Origin of the sequence: Pectobacterium carotovorum, from assembly GCF_900129615.1 — a bacterium.
In the GTDB taxonomy this organism is placed as follows: domain Bacteria; phylum Pseudomonadota; class Gammaproteobacteria; order Enterobacterales; family Enterobacteriaceae; genus Pectobacterium; species Pectobacterium carotovorum.
On record NZ_FQWI01000009.1, the window covers coordinates 106,409 to 129,062 of the forward strand.

21 protein-coding genes are annotated in these 22,654 nt (G+C 52.8%); 16 read left to right on the forward strand and 5 right to left on the reverse strand.

The window, feature by feature from the left end; translation table 11 throughout:
- Positions 1–193 precede the first annotated feature (193 nt).
- The 4 genes from xylF to xylR all read left to right on the forward strand — a co-directional run bounded on the left by xylF (position 194) and on the right by xylR (position 5,321).
- Complete coding sequence (gene xylF, locus BUB06_RS17240; protein ID WP_010284189.1) at positions 194–1,189, forward strand: D-xylose ABC transporter substrate-binding protein; 996 nt, start codon at positions 194–196, stop codon at positions 1,187–1,189.
- Positions 1,190–1,305: 116 nt separating this feature from the next.
- Positions 1,306–2,847 (forward strand): xylose ABC transporter ATP-binding protein, encoded by a 1,542-nt coding sequence (locus tag BUB06_RS17245; RefSeq protein ID WP_039474501.1) that lies wholly within the window; start codon positions 1,306–1,308, stop codon positions 2,845–2,847.
- Between the two features lie 28 nt (positions 2,848–2,875).
- Entirely contained in the window at positions 2,876–4,006 is a 1,131-nt protein-coding gene (xylH, locus tag BUB06_RS17250) for a xylose ABC transporter permease XylH (protein WP_236689846.1), read from the forward strand.
- Between the two features lie 136 nt (positions 4,007–4,142).
- A complete protein-coding gene (xylR, locus tag BUB06_RS17255; RefSeq protein ID WP_039474506.1) occupies positions 4,143–5,321 on the forward strand; it encodes a D-xylose utilization transcriptional activator XylR in 1,179 nt (392 codons plus the stop codon).
- 66 nt (positions 5,322–5,387) lie between these two features.
- On the opposite strand, the gene BUB06_RS17260 is transcribed toward xylR, so the two are convergent.
- A complete protein-coding gene (locus BUB06_RS17260; RefSeq protein WP_010300597.1) occupies positions 5,388–5,963 on the reverse strand; it encodes a DJ-1/PfpI family protein in 576 nt (191 codons plus the stop codon).
- 412 nt (positions 5,964–6,375) lie between these two features.
- Here BUB06_RS17260 and argG point away from each other — a divergent pair, with 412 nt between their 5' ends.
- Together argG and carI are read left to right on the forward strand one after the other, a co-directional pair.
- On the forward strand, positions 6,376–7,722 hold the full coding sequence (gene argG / locus BUB06_RS17265) for an argininosuccinate synthase (RefSeq protein ID WP_005968056.1): 1,347 nt from the start codon (positions 6,376–6,378) through the stop codon (positions 7,720–7,722).
- 269 nt (positions 7,723–7,991) lie between these two features.
- On the forward strand, positions 7,992–8,642 hold the full coding sequence (gene carI / locus BUB06_RS17270) for an acyl-homoserine-lactone synthase CarI (protein WP_010300609.1): 651 nt from the start codon (positions 7,992–7,994) through the stop codon (positions 8,640–8,642).
- On the opposite strand, the gene BUB06_RS17275 is transcribed toward carI, so the two are convergent.
- The 3 genes from BUB06_RS17275 to ftrA all read right to left on the reverse strand — a co-directional run bounded on the left by BUB06_RS17275 (position 8,626) and on the right by ftrA (position 11,906).
- Positions 8,626–9,354, reverse strand: coding sequence for a helix-turn-helix transcriptional regulator (locus BUB06_RS17275; protein ID WP_039474510.1), 729 nt, complete (start codon positions 9,352–9,354; stop codon positions 8,626–8,628). The two genes, carI and BUB06_RS17275, sit on opposite strands and share 17 nt — an antisense overlap.
- Positions 9,355–9,703: 349 nt before the next feature.
- Positions 9,704–10,906 (reverse strand): pectinesterase PemB, encoded by a 1,203-nt coding sequence (pemB, locus tag BUB06_RS17280; protein ID WP_039474512.1) that lies wholly within the window; start codon positions 10,904–10,906, stop codon positions 9,704–9,706.
- A 4-nt stretch (positions 10,907–10,910) separates the two neighbouring features.
- Positions 10,911–11,906, reverse strand: a complete 996-nt coding sequence (gene ftrA, locus BUB06_RS17285) for a transcriptional regulator FtrA (RefSeq protein ID WP_039474515.1) — start codon at positions 11,904–11,906, stop codon at positions 10,911–10,913.
- A 119-nt stretch (positions 11,907–12,025) separates the two neighbouring features.
- Here ftrA and BUB06_RS17290 point away from each other — a divergent pair, with 119 nt between their 5' ends.
- Entirely contained in the window at positions 12,026–12,415 is a 390-nt protein-coding gene (locus BUB06_RS17290) for a rhodanese-like domain-containing protein (protein WP_039474519.1), read from the forward strand.
- A 44-nt stretch (positions 12,416–12,459) separates the two neighbouring features.
- Here the strand turns inward: BUB06_RS17290 and BUB06_RS17295 are convergent, their stop codons facing one another.
- A complete protein-coding gene (locus tag BUB06_RS17295) occupies positions 12,460–12,801 on the reverse strand; it encodes a GlpM family protein (RefSeq protein WP_010300624.1) in 342 nt (113 codons plus the stop codon).
- 463 nt (positions 12,802–13,264) lie between these two features.
- Between BUB06_RS17295 and BUB06_RS17300 the strand changes: the two genes are divergently transcribed.
- Genes BUB06_RS17300 through BUB06_RS17340 form a run of 9 tightly spaced genes read left to right on the forward strand, consistent with a single transcriptional unit; the run spans position 13,265 to position 22,377 of the window.
- A complete protein-coding gene (locus BUB06_RS17300; RefSeq protein ID WP_048329102.1) occupies positions 13,265–14,281 on the forward strand; it encodes a 3-oxoacyl-[acyl-carrier-protein] synthase III C-terminal domain-containing protein in 1,017 nt (338 codons plus the stop codon).
- Complete coding sequence (locus BUB06_RS17305; protein ID WP_039474523.1) at positions 14,278–15,306, forward strand: NAD-dependent epimerase/dehydratase family protein; 1,029 nt, start codon at positions 14,278–14,280, stop codon at positions 15,304–15,306. The genes BUB06_RS17300 and BUB06_RS17305 overlap by 4 nt, the downstream gene beginning before the upstream one ends.
- Complete coding sequence (locus tag BUB06_RS17310) at positions 15,299–16,105, forward strand: MBL fold metallo-hydrolase (protein WP_039474525.1); 807 nt, start codon at positions 15,299–15,301, stop codon at positions 16,103–16,105. Before BUB06_RS17305 ends, BUB06_RS17310 begins: the two co-directional genes overlap by 8 nt.
- The gene (locus tag BUB06_RS17315; RefSeq protein ID WP_039474528.1) at positions 16,102–17,388 is read left to right on the forward strand and encodes a F390 synthetase-related protein; all 1,287 of its coding nucleotides are present in this window, start codon (positions 16,102–16,104) and stop codon (positions 17,386–17,388) included. Before BUB06_RS17310 ends, BUB06_RS17315 begins: the two co-directional genes overlap by 4 nt.
- On the forward strand, positions 17,388–18,041 hold the full coding sequence (locus tag BUB06_RS17320; protein ID WP_039474686.1) for a phosphatase PAP2 family protein: 654 nt from the start codon (positions 17,388–17,390) through the stop codon (positions 18,039–18,041). Before BUB06_RS17315 ends, BUB06_RS17320 begins: the two co-directional genes overlap by 1 nt.
- A 4-nt stretch (positions 18,042–18,045) precedes the next feature.
- A complete protein-coding gene (locus BUB06_RS17325) occupies positions 18,046–19,170 on the forward strand; it encodes a sterol desaturase family protein (RefSeq protein WP_039474531.1) in 1,125 nt (374 codons plus the stop codon).
- The gene (locus BUB06_RS17330; RefSeq protein ID WP_039474534.1) at positions 19,163–20,290 is read left to right on the forward strand and encodes a fatty acid desaturase family protein; all 1,128 of its coding nucleotides are present in this window, start codon (positions 19,163–19,165) and stop codon (positions 20,288–20,290) included. The genes BUB06_RS17325 and BUB06_RS17330 overlap by 8 nt, the downstream gene beginning before the upstream one ends.
- Positions 20,290–21,387, forward strand: coding sequence for an acyl-CoA desaturase (locus tag BUB06_RS17335; RefSeq protein ID WP_039474536.1), 1,098 nt, complete (start codon positions 20,290–20,292; stop codon positions 21,385–21,387). The genes BUB06_RS17330 and BUB06_RS17335 overlap by 1 nt, the downstream gene beginning before the upstream one ends.
- 60 nt (positions 21,388–21,447) lie before the next feature.
- A complete protein-coding gene (locus tag BUB06_RS17340) occupies positions 21,448–22,377 on the forward strand; it encodes a lysozyme inhibitor LprI family protein (RefSeq protein WP_039474538.1) in 930 nt (309 codons plus the stop codon).
- Positions 22,378–22,654: the final 277 nt, after the last annotated feature.

The following is a 22,654-nucleotide window of genomic DNA, read 5'->3' on the forward strand; positions in this document are numbered from 1 at the left end:
GTTTAGCGACAATACTCATCTGGCTATTGGAGTCTTACCCGTCATACTTCAAGTTACATGTGCGTTGGCAGCGTTCAGTCACCCGAATCACTTACTTGTGTAAGCTCATCGGGATTCCCTCTCTTGCCGCCTTCCTGTAACTCGAATTATTTAGGGTATCGCCCTGCATCTTAAATAAAAAAGGTACGCTATGATGAAAGTTAACCATTTTTTACTCTCAGCTTGTGCCGTATTCACTTTAGCTTGTCAGCCCGGATTCGCGAAGGACGTTAAAATAGGCATGGCGATTGATGACTTGCGTCTTGAACGCTGGCAGAAAGATCGCGATCTTTTTGTTGAGCAAGCCAAAAAGCAGGGTGCTGATGTTTTTGTTCAATCAGCAAACGGCAATGAAGCGACGCAAATTTCTCAAATAGAAAACATGATCAATCGCGGTGTCGATGTATTAGTGATTATTCCTTATAACGGTCAGGTACTTGGTAATGTTATTGCGGAAGCAAAACGTGAGGGAATAAAAGTGCTTGCTTACGATCGCATGATTAATAATGCGGACGTGGATTTTTATATTTCATTTGATAATGAAAAGGTTGGAGAACTACAGGCGAAATATCTCGTCGATAAGGTGCCTGGCGGGAATTATTTCTTAATGGGTGGCTCACCGGTCGATAATAATGCGAAGCTGTTTCGTCAGGGGCAAATGAAAGTGCTCACGCCGTTGATCGAGAGTGGGAAAATAAAAGTGGTCGGCGATCAGTGGGTTGATGCCTGGCTACCAGAGAACGCGCTGAAAATTATGGAAAATGCGCTAACGGCAAACAGTAATAAGATCGATGCTGTTGTGGCGTCGAACGATGCCACGGCGGGCGGGGCGATTCAGGCGCTGGCCGCACAGGGATTAGCAGGGAAAGTCGCGATTTCCGGTCAGGATGCCGATCTGGCGGCTATCAAACGGATTGTAGCAGGCACGCAAACGATGACCGTCTACAAACCGATCAGCAAGCTGGCGAAAGATGCCGCAGATATCGCCGTGGCGCTCGGCTCTGATAAAGCTCCGGAATCTAACGCTAAATTAAACAATGGCTTGAAAGATATACCTTCCTTCTTACTGACTCCGATTCCCGTCGATAAATCCAATATCGATTCCACCGTCATTGCCGATGGCTTCCACAAAAAAGCGGATGTGTATTAACGCACGTCGCAGCCAATAGATTTCAGGATGTAGGAAATTTACCGAGCCACGATATGCCGTTGTGGCTCGCCACTGTCGCTGACGAGGTCTGAGACACCTGAATCACGGGGGCCACGATGCCGCATCTGTTGGAAATGAAAAACATCACCAAGGCGTTTGGCACGGTGAAAGCCGTAGATAACGTTAGCCTGATGCTGGAGGCAGGTCAGGTCTTGTCGCTGTGTGGCGAGAATGGCTCTGGCAAATCCACCTTAATGAAGGTGCTGTGTGGCATTTACCCTCATGGCAGCTATGACGGACAGATCGTGTTCTCGGGTGACGAGTTACGCGCCAACCATATTCGCGATACGGAGCAAAAAGGCATCGCGATCATTCATCAGGAACTGGCGCTGGTGAAAGAGATGACGGTGCTGGAGAACCTCTTTTTGGGCAACGAGTGGACGCGTTTTGGTGTGATGGATTACGACAATATGTATCTACGCTGCCAGCGCATGCTGGAGCAGGTCAAGCTGGCCGTCGACCCGAATACCAAAGTGGGGGAACTTGGATTAGGTCAGCAGCAACTGGTGGAAATCGCCAAAGCGCTGAACAAGCAGGTGCGTCTGCTGGTGCTGGATGAGCCAACGGCCTCACTGACCGAGCGGGAAACCGCTATCCTGCTTGAGATCATTCAGGATCTGCGCGATCACGGTATCGCCTGCATCTATATCTCGCACAAGCTCAACGAAGTTAAAGCCATTTCCGATGTGATTTGCGTGATTCGCGACGGGAAGCCGATTGGCACGCGTCCGGCGGCCGAGCTGAGCGAGGACCAGATCATTGCCATGATGGTGGGGCGAGAGCTGACGGAGCTTTATCCCAATGAACCGCATGTCATTGGTGAAGAAGTGTTACGCGTAGAACACCTGACCGCCTGGCATCCCGTCAATCGCCATATTCGCAGGGTGGATGATGTCTCGTTTGCTCTACACCGAGGCGAAATTCTCGGCATTGCCGGGCTGGTTGGGTCGGGGCGTACGGAGACGGTGCAGTGCCTGTTTGGTTCCTATCACGGCCATTGGCAGGGCGACATCTTTATTGATGGTAAGCCAGTGACCATCAGCAATTGCCAACAGGCTATGGCACAGGGCATTGCGATGGTGCCGGAGGATCGTAAGAAGGACGGCATCGTCCCGGTGATGAGCGTGGCGCAGAACATGACGCTGGCGGCACTCGACCAATTCTCGGGGGCGTTTTCCATGCTGGATGATGCCCGTGAGCAGGACATCATCCGGCAGTCGCTGGCGAACCTGAAGGTGAAAACGTCCAGCCCAGAACTGGCGATTGCCCGGTTAAGCGGCGGTAACCAGCAAAAAGCGGTGCTGGCGAAATGCCTGCTGTTGAATCCCCGCATTCTGATTCTCGATGAACCCACGCGCGGCATCGATATCGGTGCCAAATACGAAATCTATAAGCTGATTAATGCGCTGGTAAAGCAGCACATTGCCGTCATTGTCATTTCTTCTGAATTGCCCGAAGTGCTGGGGTTGAGCGATCGGGTATTGGTGATGCATCAGGGGCAGATCAAAGCGGATTTGATCAATCGTGATTTAACCCAGGAACAGGTTATGGAAGCTGCATTGAGGAGTGAACATCGTGCTGAAAACATCGCAGTCTGAACAACAACATGTCGCGGGCTCTGCCTCGATGCTGCAACGGTTGAAAGGCATCAATCTTCAGGTCTACGTGATGATTGCCGCCATCATCGCCATCATGCTTTTTTTCACCTACATGACCGACGGGGCGTATCTCAGCGCGCGTAATCTTTCTAACCTGCTGAGGCAAACGGCGATCACTGGCATTCTGGCGGTCGGCATGGTGTTTGTCATTATCTCCGCTGAGATCGATCTGTCGGTCGGGTCGATGATGGGGTTATTGGGCGGTGCGGCGGCTATTTTTGATGTCTGGTTTGGCTGGCCCCTGCCGTTGACCATCGTTGTGACGCTCGCGCTGGGATTATTGCTGGGCGCGTGGAATGGCTGGTGGGTCGCCTACCGGAAAGTCCCTTCGTTTATCGTGACGCTGGCGGGGATGCTGGCTTTTCGCGGCATTCTGATCGGCATCACTAACGGGACCACGGTTTCCCCGACCAGCGAGGCGATGTCGCAGATTGGGCAAAGCTATCTGCCTTCCGGTATGGGTTTTATGTTCGGTGCCATCGGACTAATGGTGTTTATTGCCTGGCAGTGGCGTCGGCGCAGCAGTCGCGCCCGATTAGGGTTACCGGTAAACCCACCCGCAGGTGATATTGGCCGTCAGACCGTGACGGCACTGGTGGTGCTGGGTGCGATTTATCTGCTGAATGACTATCGCGGTGTGCCAACGCCAGTGCTGGTGCTGACGCTGTTGATGCTGGGCGGTATTTTTCTGGCGACGCGAACCGCATTTGGCCGCCGCATCTATGCCGTGGGGGGGAATATCGATGCCGCTCGCCTATCGGGCGTGAATGTCGAGCGCACCAAAATGGCGGTATTCGCGATTAACGGCCTGATGGTCGCGGTCGCCGGGCTGATTCTCAGTTCACGCTTGGGGGCAGGCTCGCCATCCGCCGGGAATATTGCCGAGCTGGATGCGATTGCCGCCTGCGTGATTGGTGGCACCAGTCTGGCTGGCGGGATTGGCAGCGTAGCGGGTGCGGTGATGGGGGCATTTATCATGGCGTCGCTGGATAACGGGATGAGCATGCTCGATGTGCCGACGTTCTGGCAATACGTCGTAAAAGGCGGAATCCTGCTATTGGCGGTGTGGATGGATACCGCAACAAAGCGGCGTGTATGACGTGATGCAGGGTCTGCGGAGGAAATACGCGGCGGCTCGCAATAATCAGCAAATTATTGTGGCCTCTGGGGGCGCTGTGCTATTCAAGGAAGAAGACTTTATTCAAGGAACTTGCGATTAATGAGCGCCAACTGCCATGTTTGAAAAACGTTATCGCATCACGCTGCTGTTCAACGCCAACAAAGTGTATGACCGTCAGGTGGTTGAAGGGGTTGGCGAATATTTACAGGCTTCCCAGTGCGACTGGGACATCTTCATTGAAGAGGATTTCCGTTGCCGCATTGATAACATCAAAGAATGGCTTGGCGACGGCGTGATTGCCGATTTTGACGATGGTGAGATTAAACGGCTACTCCAGGATGTGAATGTTCCGCTGGTGGGGGTGGGCGGTTCTTACCATCAGCCCGAGGATTATCCGCCCGTGCATTATATCGCGACAGATAATTATGCACTGGTGGAAAGCGCGTTTATGCACCTCAAAGAGAAAGGGCTGAACCGCTTTGCTTTCTATGGTTTGCCCGCATCAGGCGGGAAAGGGTGGGCGCAGGAACGGGAGCACGCTTTCCGACAGCTGGTTGCGGCAGAAAAATATCAGGGCGTGGTGTATCAGGGAATGGAAACGTCGCCAGATAACTGGCAATACGCGCAAAATCGGCTGGCTGACTGGGTGCAGGGATTACCGCCTCAGACGGGGATTATCGCGGTGACAGATTCCCGCGCACGCCATCTGTTGCAGGTCTGCGAACACCTGAATATTGCCGTACCGGAAAAGCTGTGCGTCATCGGGATCGATAACGAAGATCTGATTCGCTACCTTTCACGCGTCGCGCTCTCGTCGGTGGCGCAGGGTACGCGCCAAATGGGATATCGTGCAGCGAAACTGCTGCACCAGCTGCTGTTGAATCAGGTTAATGTACCGCTGCAACGTATTTTGGTGCCGCCGGTTCGGGTGGTTGAACGTCGCTCAACGGATTATCGCTCCGTGCACGATCCTGCTGTGATTCAGGCGATGCACTTTATTCGCTATCACGCCTGCAAAGGGATTAAGGTTGAGCAGGTGCTGGATGCGGTAGGGATTTCCCGCTCGAACTTGGAAAAACGCTTCAAAGACGAAGTCGGCCAGACCATTCACGGCATGATTCATGAGGAAAAGCTGGATCGGGCGCGTAACTTGCTGATATCGACCTCGCTCTCGATTAGCGAGATCTCGCTGATGTGCGGCTATCCTTCACTGCCCTATTTTTATGCCGTCTTTAAGAAAGGGTATGACATCACGCCGAAAGAGTACCGCGAGCGTTATGGGGAAGGCTATTAAGGTTATTGATACGGGAAAGGCAGGAAGGCGCGAGGGTGCGCGCCTTATCATTAGGTTGGTGAACGGTTACGCTGGCACGCGCCAGTAATCGTAATCGATGTGCTCAACCTGGAAGTTGGCGTTTTCTTTGTCACCGGTCAGGCGGTTGGCGAGGGTAAAGGCAAAATCGAATGTCACGCCCAGACCTTTGCCGCTGATCAGATTGCCGTCTTCCACGACTTTCTCGTCAACATAAATGCCATCGGTCACGTCCTGCCATAAATTCCCGGAGCAAACGTAGCGGCGGCCTTTCAGCAGGTTGTTACCACCCAGCACGCGCGCGGCTGCGGAGCACAGCGGGCAAATCAGTTTTCCCGCGTCATCGTGGCGACGGATAAACTCGACGACCATCGGGTTTGCTGCCAGATTGACCGTCCCCTGTGGGCCGCCGGGAATGACCACGGCATCAAACAGCGTGTCCTGATTTCTTTCCAGCAGAGCATCGGCAAACATGCGAATATTATGATAACTGTGCAGCTCCAGTCTGTCATAGCATGACAGCATGGTGACTTCTATCTTCATACGGTGCAGAACATCAATCACCATAATCGCTTCTGCTTCTTCAAACCCAGGAGCCAGCAGAACGGCGACTTTCTTAGACATAGCATCTCCAGCAATATGCAAGGGAAGGTGTTAACCGCAAGAGGATAGCAAAGAAATATCGACAAAATGAAACGATGTTTTATTAATGTCGAGTGGGTCGCGTAAACGATTTTTGCTGCTTAGCCTGAAGAGAAGATAGCGCTATACTTGCTAACTTGGTCGTGAATTGGCCGCGAATTTTTTTGCATGAAAGTATGACTCTTCTCTTCCTGTCCTGCCAAAAAGATGTTTAAATTATCACTCACTTATTTTGCATAAATATGCATTTGTGAGTGTGTCGATGTTGGTCATCGGCCAGCCCGCTTGATGCAGGATGTGCACAGGGTGCGAACACTCACGAATGTATGGCGTAACATAATGGTGTGGGCGACTGAGCTTATATCCAGAGATCTTTCGAGCAGGGATTACATTTATGACAACGATTCTCAAGCATCTTCCGGTTGGTCAGCGTATTGGTATTGCGTTCTCGGGTGGTCTGGATACCAGCGCTGCGCTGCTTTGGATGCGTCAAAAAGGCGCGGTTCCTTATGCGTATACCGCAAATCTGGGGCAGCCAGACGAGGATGACTACGAGGAAATCCCACGTCGGGCGATGGAATACGGCGCCGAAAATGCGCGCCTTATCGATTGCCGTAAGCAATTAGTCGCTGAAGGTATCGCTGCGATTCAATGTGGCGCATTCCACAACACGACAGCGGGCGTAACCTATTTCAATACCACGCCGCTGGGCCGTGCGGTTACCGGTACGATGCTGGTTGCCGCAATGAAAGAAGACGGCGTAAACATCTGGGGCGACGGCAGCACCTATAAAGGCAACGATATTGAGCGCTTCTATCGTTACGGCCTGCTGACCAATGCTGAACTGAAGATTTACAAGCCGTGGCTGGATACCGATTTCATTGACGAGCTGGGCGGCCGTCAGGAGATGTCCGAGTTTATGTCACAGGCAGGGTTCGGCTATAAAATGTCGGCCGAGAAAGCCTATTCCACCGATTCCAATATTCTGGGTGCGACGCATGAAGCGAAGGATCTGGAATTCCTGAATTCCAGCGTCAAAATCGTTAATCCGATTATGGGCGTGAAGTTCTGGGACGAGAACGTCAAAGTGCCAGCAGAAGAAGTGACCATCCGTTTTGAACGCGGTCACCCGGTTGCGCTGAACGGCAAGACCTTTACCGATGACGTTGAACTGATGCTGGAAGCGAATCGCATCGGTGGCCGTCACGGTCTGGGCATGAGCGATCAGATTGAAAACCGTATCATTGAGGCGAAAAGCCGCGGCATTTATGAAGCGCCGGGAATGGCACTGCTGCACATTGCTTATGAGCGTCTGGTTACCGGTATCCACAACGAAGACACTATCGAGCAATACCACGCCAATGGTCGTCAGCTGGGTCGTTTCCTGTATCAGGGACGCTGGTTTGATTCTCAGGCGCTGATGCTGCGTGATTCTTCTCAGCGTTGGATCGCCAGCGCCATCACCGGCGAAGTGACGCTGGAGCTGCGCCGTGGCAATGATTACTCCATCATGAATACCGTGTCTGACAATCTGACCTATAAGCCAGAGCGCTTGACCATGGAGAAAGGCGACTCGGTCTTCTCGCCGGATGACCGTATTGGCCAGCTGACCATGCGCAATCTGGATATCACCGATACGCGTGAAAAACTGTTTAACTATGCTGAAACGGGCTTGCTCTCTTCCTCCGCCAGCACGGGTCTGCCGCAGGTTGGGCAACTGCAGGATAAAACAGAGAAATAACGCACAGATTGAGTAATATAAAAATCCGGAATCGTCTCGCGCTTCCGGATTTTTTTTATCTGTTTATCATATGTTTATATTGGGTTTTCTCGCGTTGTCTTTTTGTGTGTGAACTCTTGCTGACAATGCAGGTTGCATCTGTACAACCGCCGTGGAAAGGGACAGAATATCTATAAATAATCAGCCAAGATAATAATCTGAAGGCGAAGGATCTGTGGGATGGCGTATCGTTTTTTGAGGTTATGTATTAACTTTTCAATGGAGGAAAAATGTTAGAGATATTTGATGTAAATCACACCTTGTTGTCAGAAACGAAATCAGAAGAGCTATTTACCCTCAGAAAAGAGACGTTTAAAGATCGACTGAATTGGGCCGTACAATGTACTGATGGAATGGAATTTGATCAGTATGATAATAATAACACGACTTATCTTTTTGGCATCAAAGATAACACCGTTATCTGTAGTTTGAGATTTATTGAAACAAAATACCCTAACATGATTACCGGGACGTTTTTTCCTTACTTCAAGGAGATAAATATTCCTGAAGGTAATTATCTGGAATCGAGTCGGTTCTTTGTTGATAAATCACGAGCGAAAGATATTCTCGGCAATGAATACCCAATTAGTTCGATGTTGTTTCTTTCGATGATTAATTATTCAAGGGACAAAGGCTATGATGGAATATATACGATAGTGAGTCACCCTATGCTGACGATATTAAAACGCTCTGGCTGGGGAATTCGCGTGGTCGAACAAGGTTTGTCAGAAAAGGAAGAAAGAGTCTATTTGGTTTTTCTTCCCGTTGATGATGAGAATCAGGAAGCGTTGGCTCGTCGTATTAACCGTAGCGGGACATTTATGAGCAATGAATTGAAGCAGTGGCCTCTACGGGTACCTGCCGCTATTGCACAGGCTTGATGAGCTGTAACTCGACGCCGAGCCTGATGGCATGCTTGGCATTCAGGACGCCAAGTTTTTTCACAACGTTGCCGATATGAAATTTTACCGTGCTGGTTTTGATACCGAGAATAATCGCAACTTCCAGATAGGTTTTACCCATACTGGCCCAGTAAAGGATTTCATTTTCTCGCTGAGAGAATATTTCTTTATTACTTAATTGTTTTTTACTTTCAATCATCTCTCTGCAAAGGGAGATGATTTTTTCATATGCATCAATTAATAGCATCTGAAAGGTGTCTTTTTTCTCTTCAATGAATGTATCAACATCATCTGGATATGAGCTGTCCACGATAATCGATAGCATAGCCAGATTGTCGCCATGATCGTGAAGTACAAAAGTATATCCGTTGATAATATTATATTTTTTAGAGAGATCGAATATCTTGGCAAGCTGTAGTCGCGTGTTAATAACCAGACTTTTCTCCCAAGAGAAAGGCGATATTTTATTAAATGAGGCAAGAACAACAGGATCAATATGCTGGTATTTGTTTTCTTTGTAGAGGTTAACCCATTCATCGGGATAACTGGAAATAATGATCATTTCAGAGGGATTTTTCTTATTCAAAACCATAAATGAGAATTTGATGCCATCGTAGTGATCCAGGTTTTCATTAAAATGGCCTTTGATTACCCTGCTTATTATTTCGCTACTGGAGAATAATGGCGACATCTCATGACCTCAGTCTGAAGAATCAACATCCTTGTAACGGAAAAGTATATACCTACACCTGTACCTAAGTCTAATTGTTATGGGGGAGTGAAAAAACATACAATCGAACGACAATGCTAAGGGCGTAAAGTAAAAGAAATAAATAACGCTCTGGATAAGCGTGATGACTGGCTAACATCAGGGAATGCTAATTAAGCGAGATTTATCAGTAATATAATAAAACTCTTCTTACTTTTCTATGGCCTGTATTGCTTACAGGCCGCCAGATGCTCAGGTGAATTAATTCCATCAGTGCGACTCTTTCTCGAATAACCCTCGCCTTTCATATTGTTATCCCTTTCGTTGTACCTCACGCCTCGTCGATATTGTGGTATTCCCACAGCCGATTGAAATGCACATCGTCGAGATTGCGGGCTGAATCCGCGTTACCTGCAAAGGGCCGTGCGGTCGTTGCCGCAGCTCCCCAGGGCTGTTCTCTGTCATAGCTGGCGTCAATCGTGCTGTCGCGAATCACTAACTGGCCGTTTGCCGTCTTGCCCGGCTGATATCCCGTCTGCCTTGCCCCCTGATCCCAGGCGCGCCCCAGTTTGGCCCTTCTTTCTCCTCTGAAGCCTTCGTCTCCCGTAAAACGACACGCCACTGCCAGAAAGCCGTACTGCACCCACGGCATGCTATCAGGAGCGAAGACGTGAATATCTTTCGCCCCACGGCTGGAAACGGTATGAAAGTGGACACGCTCGAATACCGCGGTTGCGCGTCCAAAAACGTAATCGACATCGCCCTCAATGTAGCTGTCTTTAATGTAGACCCGGCTATAGCGGTCCGTGACGTACTCATTCTGGAGGTTGCTGGTATTGACGAAAAACGTATCCTGACGACCGATGAGGCGAACCTGTTCAAGCTGTATCTTGTCGCCGTCGGTGCGCAGCGCGACGGCCTGATGCGCGCGACCATCCACTGAATCCAGCAAGGTATTCACTACCGTCAGATTCTTCATCTGGAAATTGTCGCTTTGCGACCAGACCACGGCGGCACAAATGGTATCAATCGTCGCGTTCTGCTTTGACGCACAGAGATCGTACAGGTACCAGGCAGGGTCACCGGGCTGGTATTCGCCGTGTGAGTTCACGGTTTCCCGGTAGGTTGCCGGTGAAAACATCGAATCAAGCGCGAGTTGGATCACTACGTCATCCGGTTGTTCTCCCACCCCACATAGCGTGAGCGGTGGCGCATCGGCAGGGATGTAGACCGTGCCGGTATAGGTGCCCGGCAGCAATGTAATCTCAATGCGCCCCCGATCCTGCTGCGCCCGCAGCGCGGCGTTCACCGCCTGTTGAATATGGGTATGTGTTGCACCATCCACCCCTACCTGCGGTCCGACAACCCACGGCGTTGCCGGATCGACCTCAATCGGTGCGGGTAGCCAGACATCAGCCTCCGTCCGGCCATCGTTCCCACGCAGCGTGAAATAGTGCGGGAGCGTGAAGCGTTCTGCTTCCTGTGCGGAGAGAATGGGGCGATAAACGGTGCCGGGGTATGTCGTTTTTTTCATGATCTCATCCTCTCTTCGCTGCCAGATTCTCGGCGGTTTCAAAGGTTCTCTGCCCGAAGCGCAACCGATAGGTTGAGGGCGTGAGATGTAGCTGCTGGCGAAAATGGTGGCGTAACGAGGCTGCGGTACCGAACCCCACCGTTTCGGCGATTTTCTCGATCGATAAGCGCGTGTTTTCCAGTAAATCGCGTGCGGTATTCAGCCGTTCGGCCAGTAACCAGCGTGCTGGCGTCGTACCCGTAGCGGCAGAGAAACGGCGAAGGAACGTGCGTGGACTCATACAAGAAATTGCTGCCAGTTTCGTAACGGAATACTCTTCCGCGAGGTTGGCTCGGACATGATCGATAAGCGGTCCGAGGCGTGAGCGTTCATAGTCTACCGGTACTGCTTTTTCAATATACTGCGCTTGCCCACCATCACGATGCGGTGCGACCACCAATCGGCGAGCCACTTGATTGGCCGCTTTGCTGCCGTAATCCCGACGGATGAGGTGCAGCCCAAGATCGATACCCGCGGCACTCCCGGCTGACGTAAGAATCGTTCCTTCATCAATATAAAGAACGTCTGGCTCGATGTTGATATCAGGATATTGCATTTTCAACGTGTCGCTGTAGCGCCAATGTGTCGTGGCACGTCGCCCGGAAAGCAGGCCAGTTGCCGCGAGGACAAAAACGCCAGAACAGATAGAGAGCAGCCTGGTACCTTGCTGATGTGCCTGACGTAATGCATCGATCAGATGTGTGGGGACGGGCACATCGCTGCCTTTCCAGCCGGGAATGATAATCGTCCCCGCCTGTGTTAACAGTTCAAGGCCACCATCGGCAACAACATGGATGCCACCGGTTGCCCGCATCGCGCCACTGTCTAAACCCGCAACGGCAAACTGATACCAGTCTTCTCCCATTTCGGGGCGAGGAAGGCCGAAGACTTCAACTGCGATACCAAATTCGAATGTACACAAGCCATCATAAGCAAGTACGACAACAAGCGGGTTGAACATCGATTTCCTCACTTCAATAACTTGTCATGATATTGACGATATATGGCAATAATGCCATCTGCCAGCCTTTGTGTATCCGTTTTATAGTCGAGCCTCATTCCAATCAGTGAGAAAAATCGATGAGTTACGTGACTGACTATCCCTTTGCTGCTTCTGATATCGCGCTATCCCATTTTTCACGTCGTCTGTCTGTTGAAACAGACTGCGCGGATGTGGCGGGATCGCTCTCTGAGACTCAGCAGGACTTTGTGTTATTGCATGTGGTGGGATCGACGAATCACTTTACCGCGCGTCATATACCGGGGGCGATTCACCTTCCACACCGTGAAATTACACCTGAGCGTATGGCCGAGTGGCCTGATGACACGCGGTTTGTTGTCTATTGCGCGGGACCACACTGTAATGGCGCAGATCAGGCGGCATTAAAGCTGGCACAACTCGGTCGCCCGGTAAAAATTATGATCGGGGGAATCACGGGATGGGAAGATGAAGGTTTTGCCTTCGCCTAATCTCACTTGCCTATGGCAGAGGGAGCCGTCCCTTCTGCCAACACCTAATTCCCCTGATACCACGTCCAGATTTTGACCAACAATGCCGCTGAGACACTCCAACACACGACCGCTGCGAGCAGTGCCTGTGGCAATTTCATCCATGCGGTAAAGTAATAAAGTGAAATGAGATAAACCAGATAAGGAATAACGGACCAGATGCCAAACAGGATGGTGACGCGCAGCGCTTCTAGTCCGCGTTCGGTGCCAACGATGTAATGTGCGATCAGCGCGAACGTGGGAAATAACGGCACCAGCCCGGCAATATAATAGTTTCGGCTTTTCGCCAGTACGCTGATGAGCAATACGATCAACGCGCCAATAACCGACTTTATAAACAATGACATAAGTATAACTTCTGGCTTAATTCAGCATCGCGAATGAACAGAGAATAGCGAAAAAATGTCGGGATAGAATAGTGCGATCGCACAGCTTAAGATTTCAATTCGTGGTGATTTCGTTATTCTTAGCAGCAGAATGAATAAATACCGTACGTGATACCCGTCATACTTCGAGCTGCTTGTGCGTTGGCCGCCCTTACTCACCCCAGTCACTTACTTGTGTAAGCTCCTGGGGATGACATGAGAGACATCCTGTCTCTCACCGGAGGCCAGCCTTTGGCTGGTCAAATTCGTTCCCGACGAATTTGTCGCGCGGTTGCCGCGTTACAAGGCCATAAATGGGCCTCGCCCTAGCGGGCCAACGCTTTGCGTTGTTCAAAACGATAACGTTTTGTCACGCAACTCGAATTATTTAGGGTATATGGCACCGTAGGTGCAGCTAAAACGATAATGAATCTGAAAAGGATTGATGTTGAAGACGCAAAGTCATGCATTTACTCAGGGATTGGTTCCACTCAAGATTATTTCTACCGGCAGCGCGCTTCCTGCGCAGCGGGTGACGTCGGCTGAATTAGATGTGCGGCTCAATAAGCCCGCCGGTTATGTCGAAAGCCGTTCAGGCATTATCTATCGTCACCATGCCGATAATCATGCCAGCCAGGCCGAGCTCGGTGTGGCGGCGTTAAATGACGCGCTGGCGCGGGGAATTATTCCGCCCGCGTCAATCGATCTGCTGCTGTTTGCTTCTGCCATTCCGATTCAGGCACTGCCTTATAGCGCCAGCCATTTATTAAAAGCGTCGTCTCTACCAAAAGGGACGGCCTGTTTTGATATTAACAGCAGCTGCGTCAGCTTTATTTCCGCGCTTCAGGTGGCAGCTGGTTTGCTGAATACCGGCGCTTATCGGCGCATTGCCATTGTCTCTACCGAACTGGCCTCACGCGGCATTGACTGGGATGACGAAGAGTCGTCGCTGATTTTTGGCGATGGTGCCGCGTGCGCCATTGTTGAACGCGGCGATGGGCGCAGCGGTATTGCGGCGTGTTTGCTGGAAACTTATCCGAAGGGCAGCGAACTGTGTCAAATCCGCGCAGGCGGCACCTTGCGCAACCCGCGTGCGGGGATGGAGCTACATGATTTTCTGTTCCACATGCAGGGAAAACGGCTGTTCAGGCAGGCTTCTGCCTTGATTGAAGGCTATCTGCAACGTCTGCTGGATGCCAGCGGCTATTCGCTGGATCAGATGGCGGCGGTGGTTCCGCATCAGGCCAGCCACCTGTCGCTGGAACATATGCGCAAGCGGCTGGCGATTCCGACGGAAAGGCTGATTGATATTTATCGCTATCACGGTAATCAGGTGGCGGCCTCGATTCCGACGGCGCTGCATCATGCCATCGTGACGCAGCGTCTGCCTGAGGGTGAACCCGCGATGCTGGTCGGTACGGCCGCCGGGTTGACGCTGGGCGGGATGGTACTGATCCCATGAGAGTCTTCGTCACGGGCGCAACCAGCGGGCTGGGGCGTAACGCGGTGGAATGGCTGCTCCAGGCCGGGCATCAGGTGTTGGCCTGCGGGCGCGATCGCATGGTGGGGCAACAGCTTGAAGTGCAGGGTGCGCAGTTCGCCCGCATTGATTTGGTGGAAACGTCGGTAGAGCAGTTTCGAACGCTGATGGCGGGCTGTGACGTGGTCTGGCACTGTGCCGCAAAATCCTCACCGTGGGGTCAATATGATGATTTTCACCAGAATAATACCGAGGTAACGGCGCGACTGGCTGAGGCCGCGGGTCAGTTGGGGATCCCGCGTTTTGTGCACATCTCCACGCCCGCGATTTACTTTGATTATCAGCACCACCTGAATATTGATGAAAGCTACCGTGCGGTGCGTTTTGCCAATCACTATGCACAGACCAAATTTCTGGCGGAAGAACGGCTTCAGGCACTGACGTCACGCTACCCGCAAACCACCTATGTCATCCTGCGCCCGCGTGGCCTGTTTGGCCCGCATGACCGTGTGATTCTGCCGCGTGTTCTGGAGCAGATCGCGGTGGGTGGCGGCGTGCTGCGTCTCCCGCGCGGTGGCGAAGCGCTGCTGGATCTGACGTTTGTCGGCAACGTGGTAGAGGCGATGGCGCTTGCCAGCCAGCGCACGGGGTTAGTTTCAGGTTCGGCGTACAACATTACCAATCATGAGCCCGCACGCCTTGCAGACATGCTCCAGCAACTGCTGGTCGGTCAGTTGGGCATGAGTTATCGCGTTAAGGCCGTGCCGTATCCGTTACTGCACGCGGTGGCCGGTGGTATGGAACTGTTCTCGTGGTTTAGCCGAAAAGAGCCGCTGCTGACGCGCTATAGCGCGGGGGCGGTGAATTTTGATATGACGCTCAGCGCGGAGAAAGCGCAGCAAGAGCTGGGCTATCAGCCGCGTTTTTCCCTCCAGCAGGGTATCGAGTTAACCGGTAGCTGGTTCAAAACACACCTTGCGCAGCGGAGCACTGACGGACATGACTAATATTTCGACGTTTGAAGTAGGGTACTGCCTGCATCCGGGTTGTATGGCGCTGCGTGGTGCGGGATGGAAAGTGTGCCGTTTTCCGGCGCGGGTCTGGATGCTGGAAAGTCAGGGTAAGCGCTGGCTGTGGGATACCGGCTATGCTCAGCATTTTACCGATGCCACGCGTTCCGGCCTGTTTCAACTGTACCGCAGAATGACGCCGGTGCATTTTGAAACGAAAGACGCGCTGATTCACCAACTACACGCGCAGGGCATTCAGCCTGCCGATATCGACGGCCTGATCATCTCCCATTTCCACGGCGATCATATCGCGGGGCTGCGGGACTTCCCCTCCGTGCCGTTTATCTGTTCGGCGCTGGGCTGGCAGCAGACGCGGAACCTGCGCGGTTTCGCCGCGTTGAAACGGGCATTTGTCCCCGCGCTGATTCCTGAACATTTCGAGCAAGCGCTCCAGTTTGTTGAGAGCTTCCCGCTCACCGATCTGCCAGCCGAGCTGGCACCGTTTACGCAAGGCTATGCGTTGCCCGGTAGCGACAAAGAGATCGTGCTGGTGCCGTTGCCCGGCCATGCCGCCGGACACCTTGGCGTGTTTGTGCTGACCGAAAACGGCTGGGTGCTGCTGGCAAGTGATGCCGCCTGGTCGCCGCACAGCTATCGTGAAGGTCGCGGGCCGTCGCGGTTGGCGAATCTGGTGATGGACGATCCAAAAGCCTATTACCACACGCTGGACCAACTGCATCAGCTGCACCTGAACGGACAGGTCGAGATTCGTCTGTGCCACGAGGGTGACCTATGATTCCGCTGATGACGATCTGGCACTATTTCCGCGCCAGACGCCTGAGTTTTACTACCCGTCAGGCGCTTGAACGCCATCAGCAGAATCAGCTCGCCCGCTTCGCGCGACGGGTGCTGGCGCGTAGTCCCTATTTTCGTCCTTACTGCCAGCTTCCTATTACGTCGTGGCCGACGATGGATAAAGCCGTAATGATGGCCGAATTCGATCGCATGAACACCGCCGGGCTTAAGAAAGATGACCTGCTTGCCTGCGCGCGCCGCAGCGAAGCGGATCGCGACTTCACGCCGAATGTGAACGGGTTTAGCGTCGGGCTGTCGTCCGGTACGTCTGGCCAGCGCGGTCTGTTTGTTGTCAGCCCGCGCGAACAGCAGATTTGGGCTGGAGGCATGCTGGCGAAAATGCTGCCGGACGGTTTACGCGCCGGTGAACGGGTGGCGCTGTTTCTGCGGGCGGATAACAACCTGTATCACAGCGTCGATAACCGCTGGCTCAGCCTGTCGTTTTACGATCTCTTTGCGCCATTTCCCGGCCATTTTGCGCGGCTGGAAGCGTGGTCACCGTCGATTATCGTTGCCCCCACACAGGTGCTGCGCGAGCTGGCGCTGGCGGTACAGCGCGGCGAACTGCGGCTAGCGGTCAAAAAGGTGATTTCCGTGGCCGAGGTACTGGAGCCGCAGGATAAGCAACTGTTGCAGCAGGTCTTCGGGCAAGTAGGGGAAGTGTATCAGGCAACGGAAGGCTTTCTGGCATCGACCTGTGAACATGGCACGCTGCATCTTAACGAAGAATTTATTCACATTGAGCCGCAGTGGCTGGATGACGAACGCTTTACGCCCATCATTACCGATTTCACCCGCAGCACGCAGCCGATTGTGCGCTATCGGCTGGATGATGTGCTGGTCAAACAGCGGGAACCCTGTGCGTGTGGCCGCGTGACGATGGCGATTGCCCGTATTGAAGGGCGCAGTGATGACAGCCTGAGATTGCCGAACCACAGCGGTGAGCCTCAGACCGTGTTTGCGGATCTCTGTAGCCGGATTATCGCTAACGCGCTGCCGCTGCATGCCGACTATCGGCTGGTGCAGCAGGGCGACGCGACGCTGCATTTATCCGCCGCGTGTAGCCTGCCGGAGCTGGAAGCCTGTCAGGACAGTCTGGTGCAGCAGTTTGCGTTGCAGGGCATTGATGCATCGCGGCTGCTGTGGCATCTCACCGCCGGGGAGATCGCGCCGGAATTTACGCAAAAGCGCAGACGGATTACCCGTTTGAAGGGGGAAGCATGATGCGATTTCCTCAACACACGCTGCTATTACGGCTGAAAGCGCTGCTCTTCGGCTGGGGAACGGTCGGCGTGGTGTATCAACTGAGCGCGCAGTTTCAGGGGCAGGGAACAGTGCTGCCGACGTCGCTGGTTGATGAGTGGATTCCCTTTAGCGCTTCGGCTATCTGGCTGTATCTCTCCTTTTTCATCATCGTGCCGCTGTCCTATTTATCCTGCCCAATGTCGCGTCTGGCAGGGTTGCGGCGGGCAACGCAGCTCACCGCGTTGATTGCGGGCGCGGTGTACCTGATTTTTCCGACTACGATGGTGTATCCGCAGGTCGTCGGGGACGATTTTTCCACGCGTGTGCTACAGCTTTTGCTGTTTATCGACTCGCCACAGAATTGCCTGCCGTCGCTGCATATTGCGCTAACGGTGCTGGCGGTGTGGGCGATGAGCGATGGCCAGCAGAAGGTGAAAACCGGCTTTTATCTTCTCTGGGGCATCGCGATTGCCTTTTCCATCCTGCAACTGCGCCGCCACCTGTTCATCGATCTGGTGACTGGCGCGATGCTGGCGGGGATCGCGGGATGGGTCTTTCTGCGTAGCCGAGAGGCGGTGAAGGCCATTTCCCCAGCGGCTCCGCTGCCTAACGACAAGCAGCATCAGGAATGACATCATGATCGATTTGGCACTACCCATTGTCTTCATGCTGGTTGTGGTGATTGGCGAAGCGCTGGTTTTACAGTGGATGCAGCGTGAAACGGTGAACTGGCATGACGTGGTTTTCAACCTGAATTCAGGGCATATCATGCTGTGGCTCTTTCGCAGCGTGGAAATTTTTTGCTATGGCTATGTCGCGGCGCATTTCAGTTTTGGCTGGGTGGAAACCTGGCCGCCGGTGCTGATGTGGCTGTTCGCGATACTCGCCTGGGATTTCGGTTTCTATTGGCTACACCGCCTGCACCACACCTTCGGCGTGCTGTGGGCGGTGCATGTGGTTCATCATCAGGGCGAGCATTTCAATCTGTCGCTGGGCGTGCGTAACTCCTGGTATTCCTCGCTGACTTCGATTCCGTTCTTCCTGATTCTGGCGCTGCTCGGCGTTCCGCTATACGTGTTCGTCACCGTTTCCATCCTGCATTACAGCGTTCAACTGTTTAACCATAATGCCATGACGCCCAAACTGGGCTGGCTGGAGAAGGTGCTGGTGACACCGGCACACCATCGCGTACACCACGTGAACGACCGGGCGTACGCCGATAAGAACTTCGGCGGTACCTTTATTTTTTGGGACAAGCTGTTCGGCAGCTTTTGTCCGCAGCTGCCTGACACGCCTTTCCGATACGGCGCGGGTCGGGAAATACCCTCGAAAAACCCGTTTTGGGCCAGTAATCTGCCTTTTCTGTCGTACCTGAAACTGTCGGTGCGCCGTACGCGTCAGGCGACGTTTCACTGTACGCCGATGGCGTTGATTGCTGGTGCAATGCTGCTGTTTGCGCTGGTGGTGGGCTACGTCTACCTGTATGGCTACGGCTATGATTCCGCCGATCTGTCGCAGGCGGCGCTCTTCCTATTGCTGGTGGCGGGGGCGGTTGCGCTGGGCGGCATTTCCGAAGGACGACGCTGGGGTATTTACGTTTGGCTGCTGGTGGGGCTGCTATTCCCTGCCGTGTTTCTTGTCTATCTGGGCTGGGAAGCGCTCTACTGGAAGATGGCGATGCTGATGCTGGCGCTGCACGGGCTGGCGATGGCGGTCGGCTGGGGCCGACGCCCCCTGATTGAGGAGCATGAAAATGTCTAGTGTGCTTCCCGCCAAACTGTATCCTGCGAAGGGCGAACAGGCTTTCCATCGGGCATTGCAGCGGGAAACGTCGGCCTATCTCCGCGCTAATCACGATCATCGCTTTGCCGATAGCGGGCAGTTTATTAAGGCCGGATTACTCTTTTTATGCTGCATCACCTGTTATGCCCTTTGTTTAGTGCAGCAGGCGGCATGGGCGTTCTTCCTGAGCTATTTTTCTTTCATCATGCTGTCGATGTTATTGAATATCATCGTTAATCATGACGCCTCCCATAATACCTTTTTCCGCAGTCCGACACTGAACCGCGTGGTCGGGCGCATCGTCACGTTGCCATTAGGCATCGATCCCGATTACTGGCGTTTGCGTCACGTGGACTTCCACCATCTTTATCCGAATGTGGAACATTACGATCTGGATACGGAAGAGAATGGGGTTTTCCGCCAAACGCCTTTTCAGCGCCACCGTTCCTACATGCGTTATCAGCATCTTTACTGGCCGCTGGTGGCCGCGTTCTCGCTCCCTTATATCGCCTGGATTTTTGATTGGGCCGATCGCTTGGGTAAAACCCCCGTTAATGCTCGTTCAGTACAGTTAGGCTACCGTGGATGGATGATTTTTATCGGCAGTAAAATCGGCCATGTCCTGCTGTTATTGGTTGTTCCCATCATGGTGGGGGCGGCACACGGCATTAGCCCGGGCATCGTGCTGTTAAGCTATTTGCTGGGTCAAATGTTGGCCTCGTTGCTGGTGGTGTTTTTACTGCTGGGTACGCACTGGGCTGAAGCTGAGTTTTATGCCGTTGCCGATACAGAGGCGATGCCTCAAGGCTGGTATCAGCACAACTTTGCGACCGCCTGTGACTGGCAGCCGACGCCGCGCTGGCTTGAGCACTGGACGGGAGGGTTAAACCTGCACCTGACACACCATCTTTTCCCTGGCTGGCATCATCGCCATTACCCCGCGCTAGCTGGTATCTTACGGCGCGTGGCCGCCGAGCATGGCATGAACTATCGCTGCATTACCTATCGTGAGCTACTGGCTAGCCAGCGACGGTTTTTAAAATCGATGGGTGAGGGGAACGATCGGCGTACCGTGCAACATGGCTCAGAGGAAGAATGATGCTCGCACCGCTGAAGCCGCTACGTTATGAACAAGGTCGCGATCTGGCATTGCATCGGGCGCTGATGAAAGCCGCGAATGACTATCTGGCAGCAGCGGGCGACCACCGTTTTGCCAACGCTGGGTTTATCGGCAAGATGCTGTTTCTGGTGGCGCTGTGTCTGACGTTTTATGGTTTCAGCCTCTGGCAGACGACGCTGTGGGGTTTTGCTGGTTGCTACTTTGGTTTTATTTTTACCGCCATGTTTCTGGCGGTGAACGTGGTGCATGACGCCTCGCATAACGTCTTTTTCCGGCGGCCGTGGGCGAATCGTCTGCTCAATATTGTGGTGAGCATTCCGCTCGGCATGGATTCCGACTGCTGGCGAGTGCGGCATGTGATTTTTCATCATGCGCACGTCAACGTACAGCACTACGATCTGGATATCGAAGAGAATGGCGTTTTGCGGCAATCGCCCTATCATCGGTTTCGCTTTTTTATGCGCGCCCAGCGCTACTACTGGCCGATGGTGGCGTCGCTGACATTCCCCTGCATCATCTGGTTTTTTGACTGGCTCGATCGTGCGGGGAAAACGCAGGTGACACGCAATATGACGCTTCAAGGTGGTAAGGGCTGGGGTATTTTCCTGTTATCAAAAGCGCTGCATGCTCTGCTGGCATTGGCGATCCCCTATTGGCTGTTGTCGCCGACACCCGTCAGCGCCGGTGCGCTGTTGCTGGTTTATCTGCTGAGCCAAATGCTGTCATCGCTGATTTTTGTCGTACTGATTCTGGGGTCGCATTGGGCAAAGGGAACGTTCTATCAGGCACCGGAAGATGGCTTATTCAGGCATGGTCGCTATCAGCACGTTTTTTCCACCACGGTGGACTGGACGACTCGGCCCGTCTGGCTTGGCTACTGGCTGGGGCAGCTCAATATGCACCTGACCCACCATATTTTCCCCAACTGGAATCATCGGCATTATCCCGCGCTGTCGAAAATTATTGCGGAGGTTGCTCCGCGTTACGGCATTGATTATCAATGCATTACGTTGAAAGCGATTTTAGTTGAACAACAGCGCTTTCTTAAAAAGATGGGAAATGGCAGCAAGAAATAGCCCGTTATCTATTTTTATTAATAAGTTAGGTTTTCATCTGTATTCAAGGAGCGAGACTTCATGCGTTATTTATCTCTGGCCGTTTCATCCCTGCTGTTTTTCTTCACCTCGTCCGTCTGGGCGATGGATTGCAGCAAGGCCAGTACAGACACCGAAAAAATGATTTGTGCCAGCAGCCGTTTGCAGCAGCTTGATGCGGTATTAAACAAGGCCTATCAGGGTTATGTGAAAAAGGCAGACAAAGCGCAAGCGCGTCAGGAGCAGCGCACGTGGCTGGCCGAGCGTGACCGCTGTAAGGATGACGTTTGTCTGGGGAATGAGATGGTTTCCCGTATTCAGGCGCTTTCCGGCAGTGAAAATATTTCCCTGATTACTCAGGCATCAGGCCAGTGGGACTTCGTTCTCAGCGTGGCGACGTGCAATCTCGACTCTTCTTACTCAACCTGCGAAGGCCCCGGTACGCTGGATATCTTTAAGAAAGGGCGTGGTGACCTGTTCCAGCGTATCAACATGGAAAATATGTTCATCGAGCTGAACAATAAGGGCGAAGTCACCGCGAATCTGGTTGAGGTCTACGGTGAGAACAACAGCGGGCTGGTGATTGATGACGCTAACTTCGATCACCACGCGGATATCATGCTGCGTAATGGTAATAACGGCGCTTACGGCGGGCCGTCTTACGACGTCTACCTGTTTGATGTGGAAAAGCAGCAGTTTACCCAGAATGCGCCGCTGACCGAGTTAGCCAGCTCCAACCTCGGCCTGTTCGAGATTGATGAGAAAAGTAAGACCATCACGACGTTTACCAAAAGCGGCTGCTGCTGGCACCAATGGTCTACCTACCAGATAGCCAATAATAAGCCTGTCCTGATTGTCGAAACCACGGAAGCCTACTCCGAAGAGAAACAGGCGATGGTCGCCACCACCCGCGAGCTGGTGGGCGGCAAGTGGAAGGTGAAGGAAGAGATAGTAAAAGTCGACGAACAGTAATATTTCCCTGCTTCACAGACAGACGCCGTAGTGGAATGCGGCGTCTGTCACCGCCCCGCTCATTCCCACTCTGCCGTTATTCCCCTGCATTCTCCGATACTTTGCAAAAGTGTTACGTCAGACGTTCTCTGTATGACTTTTTTGCCACTTGCCAGATCGAGATGGCAGCCATGAAAAGGTAAATGCAGTGCAGATCGCGCAGCATGGCAAAACTTCACAAAAAAGACGTGTTTTATTAACAACTCGTTTATGCGTTGTATTCTCTAACCCTACTTTG